The sequence below is a fragment of the Glutamicibacter sp. AOP12-B1-11 genome, assembly GCF_052379245.1.
In the GTDB taxonomy this organism is placed as follows: domain Bacteria; phylum Actinomycetota; class Actinomycetes; order Actinomycetales; family Micrococcaceae; genus Glutamicibacter.
In genome coordinates, this window is record NZ_JBQSYL010000029.1 from 19,020 (window position 1) to 38,366 (window position 19,347).

A 19,347-nucleotide genomic window follows, 5' to 3' on the forward strand; every position below is an offset into this window, starting at 1 on the left:
TACTGCGCTCGTGCACAATGATTTTTCCTGAAAGCATGCTGGCGAACGAATCTCACTGAGTTCGTTCTATCAGCGTTGCCTTTCCAGTCTCCAGTGCGTCCTCCGTCCTGAACCCCGGAGGCCAACCAGTCCTGCCTCGCACCGCACCTTCGCAAGCCCTATTCGACCAGGGCTTTTTTCTCCCCTGCTGTGCCCAGCACAATGTTCCCTGACCGCCGATAGCAACATCGGTGTTTTCAGGCTCCACAGCAGCACTGATTCGGAGCACCCTATTTGTGCTTCCCTCATTCTCCTAGGATGAACCGTGAAAACTTCTTTTGCCCTGCGCACCACTGCCCTATCCGCTGCCGCGTTGATCGCCTTGGCGGGTTGCGCCGCCACCCCTGCTGCTAACAGCAACCCGGCTCCAGCTGGCGCTTCTGTCACCATGAAAGATCCATGGGTGAAGGCTATCGACGAGGGGATGTCGGCGGGATTCGGCACAATTGAAAACACCGGAGACCAGGACATCACCGTCACCTCGGTCACGAGCCCGGCCTCCAGCGATCTGGAACTGCACGAAACGGTAGCCAACGAATCCGGGGCCATGGTGATGCGCGAAAAAACTGGCGGATTCACCATCCCCGCCCACGGCGAACTGCATCTTGAACCAGGGGGAAGCCACATCATGCTCATGGACCTCGCCGAACCGCTCAAGCCCGGCAGCGTCGTGAACATGAGCCTGGAATTCTCCGATGACACCAGCTTCGAGATCACCGCCCCGGTGAAGGACTTCGCCGGCGCGAATGAAGATTATGAGGGCTCCGAGCACGAGGGCATGGGTCATGACGAGTTGGACAAGGGCGACTCCGCATCCGAAAGCGCCCACGATCACTAATGCCACACGAAGACACACCCGCCAAATCAGGCCCTAGCAGGCGAGGAATTCTGTTCGGCGGCGCCGCAGCCGGACTGGGAGCGATCGCCGCTCTGGGGATCGACTCCCTGGCCGGCGCTGCTGCGCCAGCCGGCGCTTCGGAGCCGTTGCACGGCCAAACCGTGATTCCGTTCTACGGCGAACACCAGGCAGGAATCGCCACCGAGCCCCAAGCCCACGCCAACTACATCGCGTTGGATTTGCGCGATGACCTTGACCACGAGTCCCTGCAACGCCTGCTCCGGTTGCTCAGCGATGACGCGGCAAGGCTCACCCAAGGCCAAGCGGCCTTGGCAGACACCGAACCGGAACTGGGCACGGTTCCAGCACGGCTCACCGTGACCTTCGGATTCGGTCCGAAACTCATGGAACTCGCGGGGTCCTCGGCCAGCGAAGGCCAACCGTTGCCGGGGTTCAAGATCGACCGGCTCGAAGAACGCTGGAACGATGGGGATCTGCTGCTGCATATCGCTTCGGACGATCCATTGTCCGTTGCGCATGCCCAACGGATGATGCTCAAGGATGCCCGCCGGTTTGCCTCGGTGAAATGGGTGCAGTCCGGGTTCCGCCGATCACGGGGATCCGAGGCCAGCGGCACCACGATGCGGAATCTGTTCGGACAAGTCGACGGGACCGTGAATCCCATCCCCGGTTCGGAGGATTTCAACTCTGTGGTGTGGAACGCGGATGGGAGCACCACCATGGTCCTTCGGCGCATCCGAATGGATGTTGATACCTGGGATGAGCTTGACCGCTCCGGCCGGGAATTCAGTGTTGGGCGGACCCTGGGCAACGGAGCTCCGACCACGGGAACCCAAGAACACGATGAGCCTGACTTCGAAGCGACCAACGCCTTGGGGTTCACGGTCATCGCCGCGCAGGCGCACATCCGCAGAGCCCGGTCCGATAACACGAACGAGCGGATCTTCCGGCGTGGATACAACTACGACGAGCCGCCCAACGGGAATGACATCTCCAATTCGGGGCTGATCTTCGTGTCCTACCAAAAGAGCGTGGCCAAGCAATACACCCCGATGCAGCAACGCCTATCGGACCTTGACGCGCTGAACCAGTGGACGACTCCCATCGGCTCGGCCGTCTTCCTGATCCCCCCGGGCTGCGCCGAAGGAGGATTCATCGGTGAAACCCTTTTCGCAGCCTAGCCACCTGTACTCTTCCTACTTTTCCCTCAAGGACCGTTCATGACTTTTCTGGAAACCACGACCCCGGAATCCCAGCCACCGCCCGTGCCTTCGGGGCCCACCCGAAAGGGATGGCTCGGCCAGCTGCTGCTACGGCTGCACTTCTATGCGGGAATCTTCATCGGCCCGTTTATCCTTGTGGCCGCGGTGAGCGGCGCCTTGTATGCAATTACTCCGCAAATCGAACAGGCTGTCTATGCCGATCAGCTGCGCGCGCCGATAGCTGATTCCTATTTGCCGCTGGCCGATCAAGTTGAGGCGGCCAACACCTACCTGGGCAGTGATGATGCGCTGGTTGCGGTTCGCCCGGCACCGCACCCCGGTGATACCACCAGGGTGATGTATGCGGACGAGAACCTGGGAGCCAGCGAAACCAGGGCCATTTTCATCGACCCGGCCACCGCTGAAATCCGCGGAGACTTGACCGCCTACGGGACCAGCGGTGCGCTGCCCCTGCGGACCTGGATTGACCAGTTGCACCGCAACCTGCAGCTCGGTGAGCCGGGGCGCATGTATAGCGAACTGGCAGCCTCCTGGCTGGGAGTTATCGCCCTGGCAGGATTTGGCCTGTGGATTCTGCGCATCAGGAAAACCAAGCGAAAAAAAGACCTCATCCGCCCCGCTGTCAAGGCAAAAGGCTACCGGCGCCTGGCCAGCTGGCATGGATCGCTAGGGATCTGGGTCTTGCTCGGCGCATTCTTCCTCTCCGCCACCGGCATCACCTGGTCGACCTACGGTGGCGCGAATGTCAGTGAGCTGCGCGCCGCGCTGAACTGGGGAACCCCCTCGGTGGGCACGGAGCTGTCTGCCGCGGAGGGCAGTGCAGGTGATGAGCACGCCCATCACCACGGGGCCGCGCCCGCGCCAACCGGCGACTCGGTGAACCCGGCGGCATTCGATACCATGCTCTCGATCGCCAAGGAAGTCAACGTCAATACGGGACTGGTTGAGATCAAGCCGCCAGCCGCGAAAGGAAAGGCGTGGGTGGTCCAAGAGATCCAGCGGTCCTACCCGACCGAAGTCGACGCGGTCTCTATCAATGGGCAAACACTGGACGTCGTGGACCGTGTTGATTTCAGGGAGTTCAGCCTCGCCGCGAAACTCTCGCGATGGGGAATCGATATCCACATGGGCTCCATGTTCGGACTTCCCAACCAGATCCTGTTGTTCCTGGTCGCCTCGGCCATCGCCTCCATGGTGGTGCTGGGCTATGCGATGTGGTGGAAGCGCCGCCCCACGAAGAATCCCGCACTACGCATGGGCAAAGCCCCTGCACGTGGCGGCTTAACCCGCGCCCCATGGTGGGGCATCCCGTTGGTCTTGCTGGCTGCAGCTGCCGTCGGCGTCTTCCTGCCTCTTATGGGGATCAGCCTGGCCCTGTTCCTGCTCGCGGACCTGGTCGTTGGCTGGATTCATCGAGCCAAGAGCAAACGGCCGGCCACCAAGTAGCCAGCTGGCCTCAGTGGTGTTTGAACAGTGCCCTGCGTGCGATGCGCGGAGGGCACTTTTCTTCCCTGAAAGATCGATCTCGGTGCCTCGTAAAAGGCGCGCTCAGAGATGCAATTTGTGAAGCCGTATCAAGAAGCAGGATTCGTGCCAGCGGCCAATCCGGAAGGGTCGTTGAAGGGCCGGCCGTAATTCGGCAGGGCAAGCTCCTCATGGGCTTCGATTGGAGTGGCGTCATTGATCTTGTCACCGGGCCAGGCCTGCCAGGACCAGTGGAGATGTCCTGAGGAAGAGATAACAGCTCGCAGTGCGCGACCAGGGGCAGGGCGAGCAGCTCGTCAATGATCAGGTGCTGCAGCTCGCCGCTGTTGGCCACCGCGACATGGACCAGGTAGTCCTGGCTGCCGCTGACGTTGTACAGCGCGAGAGTTTCGGGCAAGGCCGGTGCCGTCTGCGCGAAGTCGTTGGCGGTGTCGCGGGCATGAGGACGGATCTGGATGCCCAAGAATGCCTGCTCGCCCTCGCCTTGCAGACTCGGCAGCGCATGGGCGCAAGCGGCCTCGACGGAGCCATTGCGGCGCATCCACCTGATCCGCTCTAAGCAGGTGTTGGGGCTACTTCGACCTTGGCGGCGATTTCCTTGTTCGGCATGGACTCATCCACCTGCAGTAATTCCGGTACCGCCCATTCAACCGAATCCAATTCAGGAGATTGGACCGAATTGCCCTTTGACCCAACCATGGACAAATCCTGACGAATCTGGCGCCTGGTCTGAGTCTGGAAACATGCTGGCGGACCGGAGGGCTGGCAGGGGAATCGAATCATGGGCGGCTTTCGCCCTGGCGCTTTTGGCGGCATTGGCGGTGCCCGGCGCGGAGCTGGAAGCCTCAGCGCTGTTTCGGGTCGAAAAAAAGCGCACCTAGAATTCCGGCCGACACGCCCAAGAGGTTCGCCAACGCCCGTTCAAGCATCACGCTGGCATCCACACTCGGGTCAGCCAACTCCAGCATGAGCATGATCTGCGGGGTGAAGAAGCTGAGTGCCAGTCCGTAATTCCGGGTCATGTAGCCTTCGGTGGGGAACATCAAGAAGATGACGGCCAGCCCGAGCCAAACCTCGGGAAGCTGAAGAGAATAGATGCCCAGCAGCACGAGCAGGCCGGCGACGGTGCCGGCGACGCGATGCGCCCCTCGGCTCAGTCTGCCGCGCGCGTTGCCTGCCGCCAGCGGCACGACGGCACTGGCCATGACCCACGCCAGATGATCCACGCCCAGCAGCATCGCGATGGATCCTGCCAGCAGGACGACGCAGCCATAGCAGCCCGCTCGGCGCAAGATCTCTTGCCAGGGCAGTCCGCGTCCGGTGTTCCGCCTTTCGGATCCCACGAACCGGGCCGTCTGGCCAAGCACGATGCTGAACATCGCGGTCAAAACGAACGCCGCGAGACCCGATGTTGCAAGCTGTTCTCCGACGGGCAGGCTTCCCAAGGCGCCGAACGCGAACAGGGGGAAGAAGGACCCTCCGGGTTTCAGGCCGAACCGATCCGAACACAGCGAGCTGCATAATGCCACCATGATTCCGGCGGCCAGGAAGGGCCACGGGGCCAGATGCCACGGGGCGATGAAAATTGCCGATATGCCCGCGGCAAGCATCATCGCCGCCGCGAGTGCCTGGTCCTTGAGTCGTTGCAGGCGATTCGGATTTCTTCCGTACATTCCAACGACCGAGCCGAAGACCGCATAGACCATCAGCTCGCCGTGGCCCAGGATCAGCAGGACGATTCCGGGAATGGCGAGGCCGAACCCCACCCGCAAGGCCGGCCGCAGCTCGGGTCGATGCGCCGCGCGCAGCAGCTGCCAGTTTGGTGTGCCCCACGCGGACGTCGTGCGAAGCCTGACGTCCATGCCCGTTGAACCTACTTTCCCTAGTCCGTTGAGCTTCGCGACGGCGCAAAATCACCCGGTGGTTCAAGTGTCCGTGAGCAGGCTTGATCATGTCCAAGAATTACTTCCAATGGATCAATAGATCGACCTTATTATGCTAGGTCAGTAGCGTAATCGGCGTTCGGGAAGATCTTGGTCACAGTTTGTAAGAAAGCTCGTGGCACCGGCGGCAGCGATTGCGCGCAGTGCATCACGAGCACCATCTGGGCTTTGACGTGCGGAGCGACCAAGGCCGTCTGCTCAAGTCCGGGCAGCAGCCCGAAGGGATCCAGCCATTGCTTGGGGACGATACTGGCCCATTGGCCGGTAGCCACGTAGGCAATGAGCGAAGCCACGGAATCGCACTCTATGCGTGGCTCGGCGCGCATTCCGCTAGCGGCAAGCGCGGCATCGAGTACTTGCCGGCCCCGCAAGCTGCCGTCCAAAAGGCATAGCGGAAGTTCCAGCGCTGCGCTCCAGCCTGCAAGGGTGCGATCTTCGGGCAACATCCCGACCGCGCTGAGCAGCACATGCTCTTCGGCGTACAGGGGGACTACCCGCAACCCCACGAGGTCCTCGGGCACGGCATAGATGAGCCCGGCGTCCAGTTCGTAGTTCTTGATGCGGCGCACGATGTCAGCCGAGCGAAGGCTCGATTCCAGGACGATGCCCACCTGGTCGTAGACGCGCGCGAATGGGTCCGTCAGCTGGACCACGGTGGTCGCCGCGGCCGGAACAACGCCCAAGCGCAGAGATCCCTTGATCCCTGATCGCAAAGCATGAGCCTCTTGGCGCAGGGAGTCCCTGTCGCTGAGCATGCGCCGCGCCCAACGCAGAACCGACTCGCCTTCCAAAGTTAGCCCTTGGAAAGAATGCCCGCGGCGGACCAGCGGCACGCCCAGTTCGTCTTCGAGCTTGCGAATGGATTCCGAGAGCGCCGGTTGGGAGATGCGGCAGAACTGCGCGGCCCTCGCGAAGTGCTGTTCGCGGGCCAGAGCCACAAAGTATTCCAACTGCTTCAACATCATGGATCCATTGCATCATGGATGCGGATGCAAGGCCGGACGCTGTTCAGGCCGGAGTGCGGATCGGCTGGACTGCGCGCAGGTTCGGCTGCGCGCGCACCGGCTAGCAGTGGCAAAGCCGGAGCGCCGCAGTGCGGGAACCGCGAAGTCCCCGCGCCACGGCCCTGAAGGCGGCAGGCTAGCTGGACACCAGCGCGGCGAACGTTGACGCGGCGACCTCGGTCACCGCGCGCTCCCAGTCACCGAGCAGGCCCAGGATATTCTGCCCGTCGGCCCGGCGCGATTCCAGCTGCTCCGCCAGCATGGTGAGCGTCGAGCTGCGCAGCTCGGTATTCAGATTGACCTTGCCCACCCCATAGGAGATGGACCGCGACAGATCCGGCGCAGCGATTCCCGACGCACCGTGCAGGACCAGCGGAATCGTGGATTCGGCATGGATGGCCTTCAGCACATCCCAGTGGATCTTCGGCTCGCCCTTGTAGCGGCCGTGCACGTTGCCGATGGCCACCGCCAGCAGGTCCGCCCCACTGGCATCAAGGAATTCGGCCACCTGTTCCGGATCGGTCAGCTGCGAGGCGCTCTGCTCAAAGGCCTTGTCCTCGTTGCCGGGCAGCGCGCCGAGTTCTGCTTCCAGCACGATGTCCGGGCCGATCAGCGAGCGCACCTGCTGCACGAAGGAGATATTCTCCTCCAGCGAGCCGGCCGAACCATCGGCGAGCACCGCGGTGGCGCCGGCCTGCACCGCGCGGGCAATCAGCTGCGCGTCGCTGGCGTGATCCAGCTGCACCGCCACCGGCACGGTGGCCTGTCCGCCCAGGGTGCGCAGCGCGCAGATCAGGCGCAGCCCGGAGGCGCTGGACGCGGTTTTCGGCGCGACATTCAGGATGGCCGCGCGGTTCTGCGCTTCGGCTTCGGCCACCACCGCCAGTGCGGTGGTGAAGTCGTAGCAGGTGAAGGCCGGGACGGCGTGGCCTGCGGCCATGGCCTCGGCGACCAGCTGGTTCATGGGGATGAGCATGGATTAGACTCCTGCGGCGGTGACGATGGCGTAGACAAGGGAGGTGAGCGCGAATCCGGCGACACCCAGAACGGTGGTCAGCACGGTCCAGGTGCGTAGCCCGTCGGCGACCGAGAGTCCCAGGAAGCGGGTCACGATCCAGAAGCCCGAGTCATTCACGTGGCTCAGCCCGAAGGCGCCGAAGCCGACGGCCGCCAGGATCAGCGCGGTCTGCACGGTGGAGAAGCCGCCGGCCTCGACGGCGGTGGCCAGCAAGCCGGTGGTGGTGATGATCGCGACCGTGGCCGAACCCTGCGAGGCACGCAGGATGGCCGCCAGCACGAAGGCCATGACGATGATCGGCAGGCCCGCGGAGGACAGCGATTCGGCCAGCACGGTGCCGATGCCCGACTCGGTGAGCACCTTGCCGAACACGCCGCCGGCGCCGGTCACCAGGATCACGATGGCCGCCGGGGCCAGCGCCGAGTCCATGACCTTTCCGGTCTGCTCGCTGGACCAGCCGCTGCGCACGCCAAGCAGGTAGTAGGCAACCAGCACGGTGGTCAGCAGCGCAATCGCCGGGGAGCCGACGAAGCCCAGGACATTCGCCGCGGTGGATTCCGCGGTGACCAGCGTGCCGCCCACGGTGCCGAGCATGATCATCACGATGGGCAGGAGAATCATGGAGATGACCATGGACGAGGTCGGGGCCTTGGTCTTGGTCAGGGTGCTGCCCGCATCGGTGCTCTTGCCGAAGGAGGCGAACTGCTCCGCGGTTTCCGGAAGCATGGGGACATCCCGGCGGTTGATCCGCTTGGCCACGAAGTAGCTCAGCACGCCCAGCGGGGCACAGAAGGCCAGACCCAGAATGGTGGCCCATCCGACGTCGGCGCCGAGGATCTCGGCGCCTCCCACGACACCCGGGTGCGGCGGGACCACCACGTGGATGGCCAGCATGATCGCGCCGACCGGCAGCCCGATCTTCACCGGGGAAACGTTCAGCGCCTTGGCGAAGCCGTAGATGATCGGCACCAGCACGATGAATCCGACGTCGAAGAAGACCGGGATGGCCAGCAGGAACGCCGCGGTGGTCAGCGCCGCGATGACGCGGCGCGGGCCGAAGAGCTTGGTGAACCGGGTGGACAGCACCTGGGCTCCGCCGGAGATCTCGATGACCTTGCCGAGCATCGCGCCGAGGCCCACCAGCACCGCCACGCTGCCTAGCGTGCCGCCCATGCCCTCGGTGATCAGCCCGGCCACATCCTGCAGCGGGATCCCCGCGGCCAGGGCCACCAGGATGCTGACCAGCAGCAGGGCGATGAATGCGGGCATCTTGAATTTGATGACACCGACCAGCAGCAGGGCAACGCCGGCTACCGCGATCAGTAAGAGCAGAAGTGGGCTCATGAAAATTTCGTCTCCTTTGACGGGAATGCTCAGGGGCAGCTGCGTGCAGCCGACTTTACTTGGCGGACTTCGGGGCGAGAACCTTGATCACGGCCGAATCATCTGCGGCCGCCAGCTCGTGGGCCTCGCCCAGTAGGTAGAGCTGTTCGGCGGCCGAAGCCACCGGGGTGGGCAGGTGCAGCGCGCGGGCCGCGGAGGTCACGATGCCCATGTCCTTGACGAAGATGTCCAGCCGGGAGAGCACCTCGGCGCCCTGATCGGCGTAGGCCTGGAGCATGCGCGGGCCGCGGTTGCCGAGCATGAAGGAGTTCGCCGCTCCGGCCTGCAGCGCCTGCAGGGTGGTTTCCTGGTCCAGGCCCAGCTTCTCGGCCAGCGCCAGCGCTTCGGCGGCCGCGGCGATGTGCACGCCGCAGAGCAGCTGGTTCACGGTCTTCAGTGCCTGGCCGTCGCCGGGCTTGTCGCCCACGATGCTCAGGGTGGAAGCCAGCAGCTCAAGCACCGGGCGGACCTTCTGAAGCTGCGCCGGTTCCGCGCCGACCACGATCAGCAGGTCGCCCTCGCCGGCACGCACCGGGCCGCCGGAGAGCGGCGCGTCCACCAGGCCGACGCCCAGCTCACCCAAGCGGGCCGCGGTGGCGGGGACCGCATCCAGCCCGACGGTGGAGGTCAGGATGACCACCGCTCCGGGCTTCAGCCACTGCGCCACGCCCGTTTCGCCGAACAGCACGGAGTCCAGCTGCTCGCCGTTGCGCACGGCCAGCAGCAGCGCATCGGCGCCGGTGACCGTTTCGCGGGCGTTTTCGAAGGTGCTGATTCCGGCCTTGCGGGCCAGTTCCATGCGCTCGGCCGAGATGTCGAAGCCGTGCACGGTCAGTTCGGTGGCCAGGCGGGTGGCCATCGGAAGGCCCATGGCGCCCAGGCCGAGGACTGCAACAGTGGTGGTGCTCATTGGTGTCTCCAAATCTTGGGGTGGTGCTAGAAGGTGGTGCTCAGGGTGCGGGTGACCTTGGTCAGCGAGCTGTCATCTCCGACATTTCCGGCGAAGACCACGTAGGGGATGCCCGCTGCCGGGCCGTCCACCGATTCCCAGAGCGAGACGATGCCCGGCAGCATCGGCCCGCGCACGATCGCGTGGCGGATCTCCAGGCCGTGGGCGGCGACATCCGAGGAGGTGATCCCGCCCTTGGCGATGACGAAGCGCGGGGGAGTGCTGTGCAGGATCCGGTTGACCACGCTGACCACCGCGGCGCTCACGGTGCGCGCGATCTCCAGGGATTCGGCCGCGTCGGCGGTCTTCACCAGCGTCCGCGAGGTGTGCACGATGACGTCTTGGGTGGCCAAGGCGGTGCCGATCTCGGCGGCCTTGGCCGCGAGGTAGCTTTCGCTCTGCTCCGAGAGGATGGTGGGCACCTCCAGCTCGATCACGGTGGCGTTCGCATGCTGTGCGGTCAGATCCGCCAGCTGCCGGGTGGTCACCCCCACGTGGGAGCCGACGACGATCAGCCCGCCCGCGGTGCGCATCCCGGCGTCATTCCCGGCAAAGATCTCTTCGGTGCTCAGCGGCTGGCGCATGTCCTGGCCGATGCGGGCGCGGACGAAGGGCGGGCCGACGCGGTAGAGCACCCGGGTGCCGGCCGCCTCGGCCAGTTCCAGGCCTTCGGCCAGCGCGCGCATGTCATTTTCGGTGACGATATCGGCGGTGGCCACCTGCGCGTTTTTTGTCTGGGCCAGCTTGCCGGCGATGCCCTGGGCGCCGGAGCGGATGGTATCCAGATCCAGCACGAGGACATCGGAGGCCGCCACGCGGCCGCCGGTCTTTTCGGCCACGTAGTCGGGCAGGTAGCTGGTGCTGAAGCCGAAGGTGGCGTCCTTGGCGAATTCGGTGGCGCTGACCTTCGCCAGCTCTCCGCCACCGGTGCGCATATAGTGCTCGCCGCCAACGGTGAGCCGTCCGGCGTCGCCGAAGGCCGGGACCATGAGCACCGCGTCCACCGCATTCTGCGCATCGATGTCCCGCAGGGTTGCGGCTATGGTGTCGGTTTCCAGCGGGAAGTGGCCGCGCAGGGTTGAATCGCTGCGGCTGGCAAAGCCCAGGGTGATACCCGCCTCCGCCGCGGCCTGCGAGGCGGCGGCCACGATCTGCGCATTGCGTTCGGCGGCATCGGCCGAGTCGAGGGAACGGGTATTGGTCAGCACGTAGACGGCCAGCGCGCGCTCGCCGTCCAGCCGCAGGCCGAAGGCCCAACGGAAGTCCGCGACGTCCCAGCTTGTGAGCACCGGCAGGTTGCTGACCGATTGGGTGCCCGTCGGGTCATCGTCGAGCACCACCAGGACGCGGCCGGTGGCGCGTGCCGCGGCGGCGATCTCAGCGGGTTCGATTTCGCGTTCCGGGAGGTATCCGGCGAGCAATTCGGACTCAAGCATGAACAAGGACTCCTTCGTCTTTGGGCGACCAACTGACTTCATTGGTAAGATGTCAGACATCTGTCATGAGGAATAGTGTTCCACGGAATTCCGCGCACCGCAACAGCCGCGGGCACATAGACTGGATAAGTCTGCAAGGGGGCATCGGGCCTCAAGGATGGAGGAACCGTGTCTCGAAAGTCACTGGTCACGCAGGTCGCGGATGACGTGCTTGACCGGATCATCGGCGGGGAATTAGCAGTTGACGAGCTCATTCCCGGCGAGCTGGAGCTCTGCGCGGCGCTCGACGTCAGCCGGATGACCGTGCGCGAAGCGATCAAGATCCTCGCGGCGCAGGGCATCATCCGGGTTGAGCGCGGCCGCGGCACCTATGTGAATCCCGTGAGCATGTGGAGTTCGCTGGAAGCGGTGCTCCGGGCAACCACCGAGGGCGTCGGGGCCGCTGCGGCCGCCGTGCAGCTCATCGAACTGCGCAGAATGCTGGAGACCGGAGCCTGCGAGCTGGCGGCGAGCAAGATCAGCGACGCGCAGCTGGCCCGGCTCGATGAACTGGTTTCCGAGATGAAGGCCGCCCACCAAGAAGCCGACCTGGATCGTTTCGTGGATGCAGACCTCGAATTCCATGATCAGATCCTGCGCGCCTCGGGCAACGTCTTCCTCGCGGCCCTCTTCGAGCCGCTGGGCCGGGTGCTGGCCTCCCGCCGGCGGGAAACCAGCGCCTTTCCGCAAATCCAGGCCCATGCCATCGCGGAACACGAAAAAATCCGCCAGGCGCTGGGGCAGCGCGACAGTTCCCGCGCCCGCGAAGCCATGGATGGCCATATGCGCCAGACCCTCGAAGATCTCAATACCTTCATACTCCGCCAGCAGGCGGGAAAAGGCTAGCTCCCGGGCCCTAGGCGCTCCAATAGGCGGAACCGGAAATGCCGCAGGCATTCACTGCTCTGCTTCGGGGAAGAGCCAACGCGCGTTTTTTGCCGGTGATTTAGTCCATGATTCACCCAAGTGGCCTACTCGGCGGAGGGCTTTTTGCGTTGCTGCTTGGTTTCCGAGCGGCGCGACTTCGTAGCCAGGCGGCGCCGCTGCGATCCCTTGGTCGGCTTCGTTGCACGTCGGCGGGGGCCGTCGGGAGCCAGCGCCGTGCCGACCAGATCGGCAATTTTCTGCATGGCGATCTCGCGGTTGCGCAGCTGGGAGCGCTGCTCGGAGGCACTGACGGTGAGGACCCCTGCGATGAGCCGAGAATCCAAGCGATCGAGCAGGCGCTGACGCTGGTAATCGCTGAGCATCCGCGAACCCGCTACGGACCAGGACAGTTCGACGCGGCTATCGGAGGTATTGACATGTTGCCCGCCGGGACCGGAGGAACGTGAGAAGCGCCAGTTGAGCTCCGACTCCGGAATGCTCAGTGCGCGCGTGATCTCTATATCCATATATCAAGCTTCCCATGGGAAGCGAAAGCGGAATCTCCTGGGTTCAAGTCATCCAAACGGGCGTACATTTAAATTGGAGGGTTATCCGTTTTCGATTGGTCGAGGAGATGTTCAGCCATGAGTGCTGAAATGAAGTACAAGATGCCTTTCAACTACGTTCAAGTTGTCATCGCCGCGTTTAGCGCGGTGGTCACGAGCGTTTTTGTGTTCTTTATCAGCGGGGTTGCCGGCGGTTCGATGAGATTCACCGGAGGCATCTTCCAGAACGTTGATTTCTTCGGTATTGTCCGCTTCATCGCGCTGCCATTTCTCATTCTGGGATTCCTGACCTTCCTGATTGGGCGTGCCCGTCCGGGGTTCTGCAAATTCGCCCAGTGGGCCGGTGCCGCGGTGATGGTTGTTTCCGTCATCAACCCGATCCTGTTCGCGGCCGATCTGGCCAGCGGTATCGGGCTTTCGCTGATTCTGCTGGTTGTTGGTGCCTCCTGGTACATGGCGGTGGACAATTCGAACAAGCTGGCCAGGAAGTCCAAGCTAGAGCGGTTGCAGGCGAAGCAGCTTCGCGTGGCCTGAGGGGACGGAGGTAGGCTGAGATATGAATCATCGGTAGCCCAACGCCAGTTGGGCAATGAAGGGAAATTCATGTCGATCGTCGTCATCAATGCGTTGAAGGTGCCAAACGAAGCCGGTCCGGAGCTGGAAAAGCGTTTCGCGGCTCGCAAGCACTCGGTGGATGGCTCGCCGGGCTTCGAGGGGTTCAAGCTTCTGCGCCCGGTGTCCGGCGAGGACCGCTACTTTGTGTTCACCCAGTGGGCTACGCGCGAGGATTTTGAGAACTGGCGCGAGACGCGTGCGGATGCCGCGCACACAGGCGCGGAGAAGAAGCCTGTCGCTTCCGGCGCGGATCTGATGGAATTCGAGATTGTCGAACTCTAGCGCTCAACGATAGCTGCCGAGGCCGCTGCGCCGTCAACGAGGGGTGGATCCACGCAGCGTTTATGAGTCGGTGACGGAGAACTGCACGCGTTGCCAGCCGCTGGCCCCGTTGGGCACCGGATCAGCCCGCTCGCTGGTTTGCATTTCACCCTCGGCATCGTAGGCGCGCACCGTGACCGAATGGTTGCCCGGGGATCCGCCCTTCCAGACGTAGCGCCATTGGCGCCAGGTATCCAGCGTGGCTTCTTCGGCCAGCTCGGCCTCCTGCCAGGGTTCGTCGTCGATCTTGACCTCGACCTTCGAGATGCCGGTTGTCTGCGCCCACGCGGTGCCTCCCATGACGACCTCTCCGGGCGGGAGCTGAGTGAAGGAGCGCGGCACGTCCACTCGCGAAGACATCTTGATTGGTCCGCGCTCCGACCAGCCGCGGGTGGTCCAGTAGGCTTCCTTGTCGGCAAAACGGGTGACCTCCAGATCCACTACCCACTTGGTCGCCGAGACGTAGCCGTAGAGGCCCGGGACAACCATGCGCACCGGGAAGCCATGCTCCAGCGGCAAGGGCTCATCGTTCATGCCGACGGCCAACAGGGCCATGCGGTCATCGGTGAGCACCTCAATTGGCGTCGAAGCGCTGAAGCCATCGCTGGATGTCGACAGCACCATATCCGCACCGTTTTGCGGAACCGCACGTTCAAGTAGATTGCGCAGCGGGTAGCCGAGCCATTTGGCATTGCCCACAAGATCTCCGCCGACCGGGTTCGAGACGCAGGTCAGCGTGAGGTAGCTTTCCACCAAATCTTGGCCCAAGAGCTCATCGAAGCTCATGGTGAATTCGTTCTCGACCATGCCGTGCACACGCAGCGACCACTCGGCGGGGTCGAGCCGCGGGACCGACAGCGCGGTGTCGATGCGGTAGAAATCCTCGTTGGGAGTGACGAACTTCGGCATTCCTGCAAGCTCTACCTGCGCTCCAGCCGGAACCTTGGCGGCTTTCACCTTGGCCGCAGGCAAACCGAGCGCCAGGCGGGCCGCCTCGGCGGCATTTCGTGTTGCGGAAATCGAGGCTCCGACACCTGCGACAACAAGCGCCCCCAGCAAGGAGAGCGAGGAAGCCAGCAGGAACTTCCGCCGGGAGGGGCCAGGGCTGGTTTCCTCCGCGGCCGCCGGTGAGTAGCTCGTGGTGGCCAGCCCGGTCAGCCATTTCAGCGTTCCAAGCCCCAGCAGCGTACCGACCACCACCGGGACCAGATCCATGGGGTCGGTCGCGGAACGCGTGATGACGGCAGCGTCGATCACCGCAGCCAGGACGAGGATGGCCGCCGCCGCTGCGGCAAAGCTTCGCCGAGCGAGCAGTCCCACCAGCGCCGCGAGTAGCGCGGCAACAATTCCGATGGAGATGAACAGGGCGAGCTTGTCGTTGGTCCCGAAGGTCGCAATGGCAAAATCCTTCAGCCACGGCGGGGTGAAGTCGATGAAGGTCGAGCCTAGCGCTACTCCCGGCGCAGAGGAGGTGGCGAAAAATACCGACACCAATTGGGCGACCGCAAAAAGCACCGCTGCGGATACCAAACCCGCAAATCCAAAGGCGAAAAGCCCGGACCTTTTCTGTCCTCTTGAATCGTCCATCTCAGACCACCTCAAACGTTGTCATGCCCATGCCCCCAATAGGCAAGGGGACCGCCTACTGGGTATTCGGAACTGTAGCGCATCTGGATTGGCGGATGCGGAAGTTTTTGGAAATTACTTGCCCTGCCGCAATTTCATCTCGCTGTAGGCTTCCAGCGCTTGTTCGCGTGATTCCTTGAGATCGACCAGTGGTTCCGCGGCCAACGGCGCGTACCGGGCCACATAGGATCCGCGCGGATCAAATTTCTTGGCCTGCAGTTCGGGATTGAAGACCCGGAAGTACGGGCTGGCATCGGCTCCGCTGCCGGCGACCCATTGCCAGTTTGCGCTATTGCAGGCCACATCCGCGTCGACGAGCGTATCCCAGAACCACTGCTCGCCGACTTTCCAATGGACCGCCAGATTCTTCACCAGCAGGCTTGCGGTGACCATCCGCACGCGATTGTGCATCCAGCCGGTGTGCCAGAGCTGCGCCATCCCGGCATCCACGAGCCCGAAGCCGGTACGGCCGCGCTGCCAGCAGGCAACTTTTTCTGCCACCTCTTTGCCGTCTGCGGGCCAGGCCCACGCGAAATCGTCGAATTCGGACCGCAGGTTTTCGGTGGGAAGCTGCGGGTGGTGGTAGTAGAGATGCCAGCAGAAGTCCCGCCAGGCCACTTGGCGGCGCATGGCAGCCGCTCCCTGGGCGGCACCGGGGGAGTGGGCGGCATATTTGCTGAGCTCATCCCAGACCTGGTGGGCGCTGAGATGGCCCCAGCGCAGCGCCGGGGAAAGGGCGGAAGTACCATCGAGGTCCGGGCGGTCGTGATGCTCGGCGTAGTCCTGCGCTATCGAGGAGAGGGTCTCGGCCAAGCGTTCCTGGGCCGCTGGCTCCCCTGGGGTCCAGGTCGCAGCAAGCCCCTCCGACCAATCCGGGGTTGTCGGCAGCAGTTTCCAATCATCGAGCGATTCGCTGGGCGGCAGCGGAAAGCCCTGGCGCTGCTGCGGCGCCGGCGCGGGCAACGGCGGGCGTAGTTCCTGCGCGCGCAGCGAATTGTAGAAGGGCGTGAAGACCTTGTAGCCGGTCCCGTTCTGGGTCAGCAGTTCCCATGGTTCATGCAGCAGTGCGGCGGAGTAGCTGTGCGCGGCGATCCCGTCGCCGCGCAACTGGAGCTTGAGTTCCGCGTCCACCGCGCGTTCGGCTTCGCCGTAGCGCCTGTTCCAGTGCACCTCGTCTAGGTTGCCGTCCTGGCTCAGCTCGGCGAGGATCCTGGCCGCGGGGCCGCGGCGCAAGATCAGCGGGATGCCGAGGTCATCCAGTGATTCGCGCAGGCTGAGCAGTGCCTGATGCAGCCACCAGCGCGCGGCGCCGCCGAGCGGACGGATGCCGGGGGATTGCTCATCGAGGATGTAGAGGGCAACAGTGTCTCCTGCGTCCCGCGCCGCGTGAAGCGCCGGATGGTCCACGGTGCGTAAATCATCGCGGAACAAGACCAGTTGAAGTGCCTGTTGCGGTTGGCTCATGGATTCTTCCTCATGAACAAAGCTTAGTGTATATCTAGCTAGGCTAACTAAATAACGCCCATGGAGGTCAACCGCACTGTCATCTCTAGCCGGCGAGCACCATCACCGGATCGGTGGTCGGGGCTTGTGAGCCACCTGCAGGTTCAACCGTCAAGGCTATGGCCGTGCCCTCGGGCATGACGGGGAATTGCGCGGTCCAATTGCCATGGGGCATCACGTCGGCGGGAACCGGGGACTCGCCAGCGGCTATGGTCCACAACTGGTAATCGTGCTGATCGTCGATTGCTGGCAGATCCTGTCCCAGGACAACCGACCCTGTCGAGGAGGCCAGCAGCATCATCTTGCCCTGCCCTTCTGCCATTTCCGAGCTGATGACCTTCACCTGCTGGCCGTCGAGGATGGAAAGCAATTCGTTGCGCTGGGTCTCGGCGGTGGTGGCCCGCTCGTGCTGGTTCACCGCAATGGTTGTCGGCACCGCGATCAGCACCACTGCCGCCGCCGCGGCGGCGAGCCAGCCGAAACGAGGGGCGCGGCGCTGCTTCTGCTCGCGCCGCTCGCTGAGCGAAATCGGTGCCTGGTCGGCTTGGGCCGGCAACGCGGCGAAGATCTTGTCGCGCAACTCCGCCGGCGGCTCGACCGAGGCCGCCTGGTCGATCTGCGCGATCGTTTCGCGGTAGCCGCGAAGCCAGTTGGCGGCTTCCTGGTTGGAACTGGCCAGTTCCTCGGCCTGTTGGCGTTCTTCGGGGGAGTCGAGGGCTTCCAGCGCCAACCCGGTCAGCAGCTCATGCTCGTGGGCGCTCAATGAGCCGTCAGTTTCCTTGTAATTCATTTAGGCCACCTCCAAACATGTTTTCAAGCGCTGCAGGGCGCTGCGGATTCTTGATTTCACCGTAGCCAGCGGCATCTCCCGGCTTTCGGCCACCTGGGCGTAGGTCCGCCCGCCGTAGTAGGTGTCCAAAACCGTCTGCTTTTCCTTAACGGTCAAGGTGTCCAAGCAATGGCGCACCCGCTGCGAATCGACCTGTTCCATGAGGAACTCATCGATTTCGGGGACTTCCCGCTCGACGGTGAAGCTGCGGTCCTCGCGCTGGGTTCGCGCTTCCTCGGAACGAATCCGGTCGATCGCCCGGCGGCGGGCGATCGTCGAAGCCCAGGCATAGATGGTGCCGGAACCTGCACGATAGCCTTGGGCGTTGTTCCAAATCTCGAGCATGACCTCTTGGGTCACCTCCGAGGCTTGGGCCGAATTGCGTATCAGCCGCACCGAGATTCCATAGACGATCGGAGACAGCTCTGCGTACAGCGAATCGAACGCCTGATGCTCGCCGTCGGCGACCCGCTGGCAAACATCGGTCCAATACTCGGCGGAACGGTCGCCAACCGGAGGCCTTGTGCCAGCCGCGCTCCGTGGTGATTCCATGGAGTCGAGCCTAGCACCGGGACTCGCATACAGGCGTACCAAATTACCTCTGTTCGTAGTTCATGCCCCGGACGGCCATCCCGAGTTCTGCCCATTAAACGTCTAGTGGCCGGTGTTTGAAGAGTGAACCACCAAACACCGACCAGCTAAACGCCTGGAGAATTGCTGCTACCGGCCGAGGTTACTTCTTTGCCGGTGGCATCAGCACTTCGTCGACCAGGTAGACGGTCGCATTGGCGGTCTGCACGCCACCGCAGATGACCGAAGCACCATTGACTTCGAGCTCGTCGCCGCTGCCGGTGACCTCGAGATCCTGGCCTGCAACGGTGGTGTAGGAGCCCGAAAGATCCGAAGGAACAATCTGGCCGGGGACCACATGGTAGGTCAAGATGCCGCTGAGCGTATCTGCGTCCTCAACTACCGCGTTGAGGTCCTTTTCCGGGATTGCTGCGAAAGCGTCGTCAACCGGGGCGAAGACCGTGAACTCGTCACCATTGAGGGTGTCCACGAGATCTACATCAGGGTTCAACTCTCCCGACACGGCGGCGGTCAGGGTCTTCAGCAGCGGGTTGTTCGAGGCCGCCACCGCTACCGGGTCCTTGGCCATGCCTGCGACCGATCCGTCGCCGCTTGGAACTGCCTCGGCGTAGGCGGCGCAACCGGAACCAACGAGATTCGCTGCGGGATCCATTTCCGCGTCACCCATGGCAGATTCGCTGGCCATGGCCGAGCTGCTTGGTGCGGCCATGGAGCTGGAGGCCGAAGGCTCGGCGGTTTCTGATCCGGTCGAGCAGGCGGTGAGCCCCATCGCGGCCACTGCCATCAGTCCGAGAGCGCCGGCGAAATTGCGATTCATGCGTTTCATGTCTATCTCCTTGCCTTACGACGACTACTCTCGCCGTACTTCCCCGACCCTGTCGGTGCGGGCTGTCATGAAGCATTCGGAGCCGGATGGGGAAAGGATTGAAAATTCTCGAAAAATATTAAAACTCGGGATTTCGGCCTGGATTAGCGCTCGCCATGAGTGCGCGAAAGCGGCTGGCACCACCCTTGGTCTTGGACCTAGTGCTTTGTCCGGGATGAGAGCTGC

20 protein-coding genes are annotated in these 19,347 nt (G+C 63.5%); 6 read left to right on the plus strand and 14 right to left on the minus strand.

Translation table 11 applies throughout. The annotated features are described in order from the left end of the window. Positions 1 to 304: 304 nt before the first annotated feature. Genes ACT3UQ_RS15860 through ACT3UQ_RS15870 form a run of 3 tightly spaced genes read left to right on the plus strand, consistent with a single transcriptional unit; the run spans position 305 to position 3,567 of the window. Positions 305 to 877 carry a copper chaperone PCu(A)C gene (locus tag ACT3UQ_RS15860; RefSeq protein WP_444637506.1) on the plus strand — a complete coding sequence of 191 codons (573 nt, stop codon included), beginning with the start codon at positions 305 to 307 and terminating at the stop codon, positions 875 to 877. Further along, positions 877 to 2,079 carry a Dyp-type peroxidase gene (locus tag ACT3UQ_RS15865; RefSeq protein ID WP_096254357.1) on the plus strand — a complete coding sequence of 401 codons (1,203 nt, stop codon included), beginning with the start codon at positions 877 to 879 and terminating at the stop codon, positions 2,077 to 2,079. Before ACT3UQ_RS15860 ends, ACT3UQ_RS15865 begins: the two co-directional genes overlap by 1 nt. 39 nt (positions 2,080 to 2,118) lie before the next feature. Then, positions 2,119 to 3,567 (plus strand): PepSY-associated TM helix domain-containing protein, encoded by a 1,449-nt coding sequence (locus ACT3UQ_RS15870; protein ID WP_170947721.1) that lies wholly within the window; start codon positions 2,119 to 2,121, stop codon positions 3,565 to 3,567. 10 nt (positions 3,568 to 3,577) lie between these two features. Here the strand turns inward: ACT3UQ_RS15870 and ACT3UQ_RS15875 are convergent, their stop codons facing one another. From ACT3UQ_RS15875 to ACT3UQ_RS15910, 8 genes are all read right to left on the minus strand, one after another. Then, entirely contained in the window at positions 3,578 to 4,147 is a 570-nt protein-coding gene (locus ACT3UQ_RS15875; protein WP_219843906.1) for an Lrp/AsnC family transcriptional regulator, read from the minus strand. A gap of 14 nt (positions 4,148 to 4,161) precedes the next feature. Further along, complete coding sequence (locus ACT3UQ_RS15880; protein ID WP_219844245.1) at positions 4,162 to 4,305, minus strand: hypothetical protein; 144 nt, start codon at positions 4,303 to 4,305, stop codon at positions 4,162 to 4,164. A 146-nt stretch (positions 4,306 to 4,451) separates the two neighbouring features. Beyond that, positions 4,452 to 5,468, minus strand: coding sequence for an FUSC family protein (locus tag ACT3UQ_RS15885; RefSeq protein WP_096254358.1), 1,017 nt, complete (start codon positions 5,466 to 5,468; stop codon positions 4,452 to 4,454). Positions 5,469 to 5,599: 131 nt separating this feature from the next. After that, complete coding sequence (locus ACT3UQ_RS15890) at positions 5,600 to 6,514, minus strand: LysR family transcriptional regulator (protein ID WP_444637507.1); 915 nt, start codon at positions 6,512 to 6,514, stop codon at positions 5,600 to 5,602. Positions 6,515 to 6,689: 175 nt separating this feature from the next. Then, positions 6,690 to 7,529 (minus strand): class II fructose-bisphosphate aldolase, encoded by an 840-nt coding sequence (locus ACT3UQ_RS15895; RefSeq protein ID WP_444637508.1) that lies wholly within the window; start codon positions 7,527 to 7,529, stop codon positions 6,690 to 6,692. 3 nt (positions 7,530 to 7,532) lie between these two features. Beyond that, a complete protein-coding gene (locus ACT3UQ_RS15900; RefSeq protein WP_105569420.1) occupies positions 7,533 to 8,915 on the minus strand; it encodes a GntP family transporter in 1,383 nt (460 codons plus the stop codon). Between the two features lie 55 nt (positions 8,916 to 8,970). Beyond that, entirely contained in the window at positions 8,971 to 9,864 is an 894-nt protein-coding gene (locus tag ACT3UQ_RS15905) for an NAD(P)-dependent oxidoreductase (RefSeq protein WP_096254362.1), read from the minus strand. Positions 9,865 to 9,890: 26 nt separating this feature from the next. Continuing rightward, the gene (locus ACT3UQ_RS15910) at positions 9,891 to 11,339 is read right to left on the minus strand and encodes a four-carbon acid sugar kinase family protein (RefSeq protein WP_444637509.1); all 1,449 of its coding nucleotides are present in this window, start codon (positions 11,337 to 11,339) and stop codon (positions 9,891 to 9,893) included. Between the two features lie 168 nt (positions 11,340 to 11,507). Between ACT3UQ_RS15910 and ACT3UQ_RS15915 the strand changes: the two genes are divergently transcribed. Then, positions 11,508 to 12,224: a FadR/GntR family transcriptional regulator gene (locus tag ACT3UQ_RS15915; protein WP_105569421.1), complete on the plus strand. Its 717-nt coding sequence runs from the start codon at positions 11,508 to 11,510 to the stop codon at positions 12,222 to 12,224. A gap of 125 nt (positions 12,225 to 12,349) precedes the next feature. Here ACT3UQ_RS15915 and arfB read toward each other — a convergent pair whose 3' ends face one another. Continuing rightward, positions 12,350 to 12,772 (minus strand): alternative ribosome rescue aminoacyl-tRNA hydrolase ArfB, encoded by a 423-nt coding sequence (gene arfB / locus ACT3UQ_RS15920; RefSeq protein ID WP_105552577.1) that lies wholly within the window; start codon positions 12,770 to 12,772, stop codon positions 12,350 to 12,352. A gap of 117 nt (positions 12,773 to 12,889) precedes the next feature. Here arfB and ACT3UQ_RS15925 point away from each other — a divergent pair, with 117 nt between their 5' ends. Together ACT3UQ_RS15925 and ACT3UQ_RS15930 are read left to right on the plus strand one after the other, a co-directional pair. Then, positions 12,890 to 13,345 (plus strand): DUF6069 family protein, encoded by a 456-nt coding sequence (locus ACT3UQ_RS15925; protein ID WP_096254366.1) that lies wholly within the window; start codon positions 12,890 to 12,892, stop codon positions 13,343 to 13,345. Positions 13,346 to 13,414: 69 nt separating this feature from the next. Further along, a complete protein-coding gene (locus tag ACT3UQ_RS15930; RefSeq protein WP_444637510.1) occupies positions 13,415 to 13,708 on the plus strand; it encodes an antibiotic biosynthesis monooxygenase family protein in 294 nt (97 codons plus the stop codon). A 60-nt stretch (positions 13,709 to 13,768) separates the two neighbouring features. Here ACT3UQ_RS15930 and ACT3UQ_RS15935 read toward each other — a convergent pair whose 3' ends face one another. The 5 genes from ACT3UQ_RS15935 to ACT3UQ_RS15955 form a co-directional block, all read right to left on the minus strand. Next, positions 13,769 to 15,334 carry a molybdopterin-dependent oxidoreductase gene (locus ACT3UQ_RS15935; RefSeq protein WP_444637511.1) on the minus strand — a complete coding sequence of 522 codons (1,566 nt, stop codon included), beginning with the start codon at positions 15,332 to 15,334 and terminating at the stop codon, positions 13,769 to 13,771. 114 nt (positions 15,335 to 15,448) lie between these two features. Continuing rightward, positions 15,449 to 16,837: a cryptochrome/photolyase family protein gene (locus ACT3UQ_RS15940; RefSeq protein ID WP_105552579.1), complete on the minus strand. Its 1,389-nt coding sequence runs from the start codon at positions 16,835 to 16,837 to the stop codon at positions 15,449 to 15,451. An 85-nt stretch (positions 16,838 to 16,922) separates the two neighbouring features. Continuing rightward, positions 16,923 to 17,666: an anti-sigma factor gene (locus tag ACT3UQ_RS15945; RefSeq protein WP_096288379.1), complete on the minus strand. Its 744-nt coding sequence runs from the start codon at positions 17,664 to 17,666 to the stop codon at positions 16,923 to 16,925. Next, the gene (locus tag ACT3UQ_RS15950; protein ID WP_096288381.1) at positions 17,667 to 18,257 is read right to left on the minus strand and encodes a sigma-70 family RNA polymerase sigma factor; all 591 of its coding nucleotides are present in this window, start codon (positions 18,255 to 18,257) and stop codon (positions 17,667 to 17,669) included. A gap of 181 nt (positions 18,258 to 18,438) precedes the next feature. Continuing rightward, a complete protein-coding gene (locus tag ACT3UQ_RS15955; RefSeq protein WP_096288383.1) occupies positions 18,439 to 19,122 on the minus strand; it encodes a fasciclin domain-containing protein in 684 nt (227 codons plus the stop codon). Positions 19,123 to 19,347 lie beyond the last annotated feature (225 nt).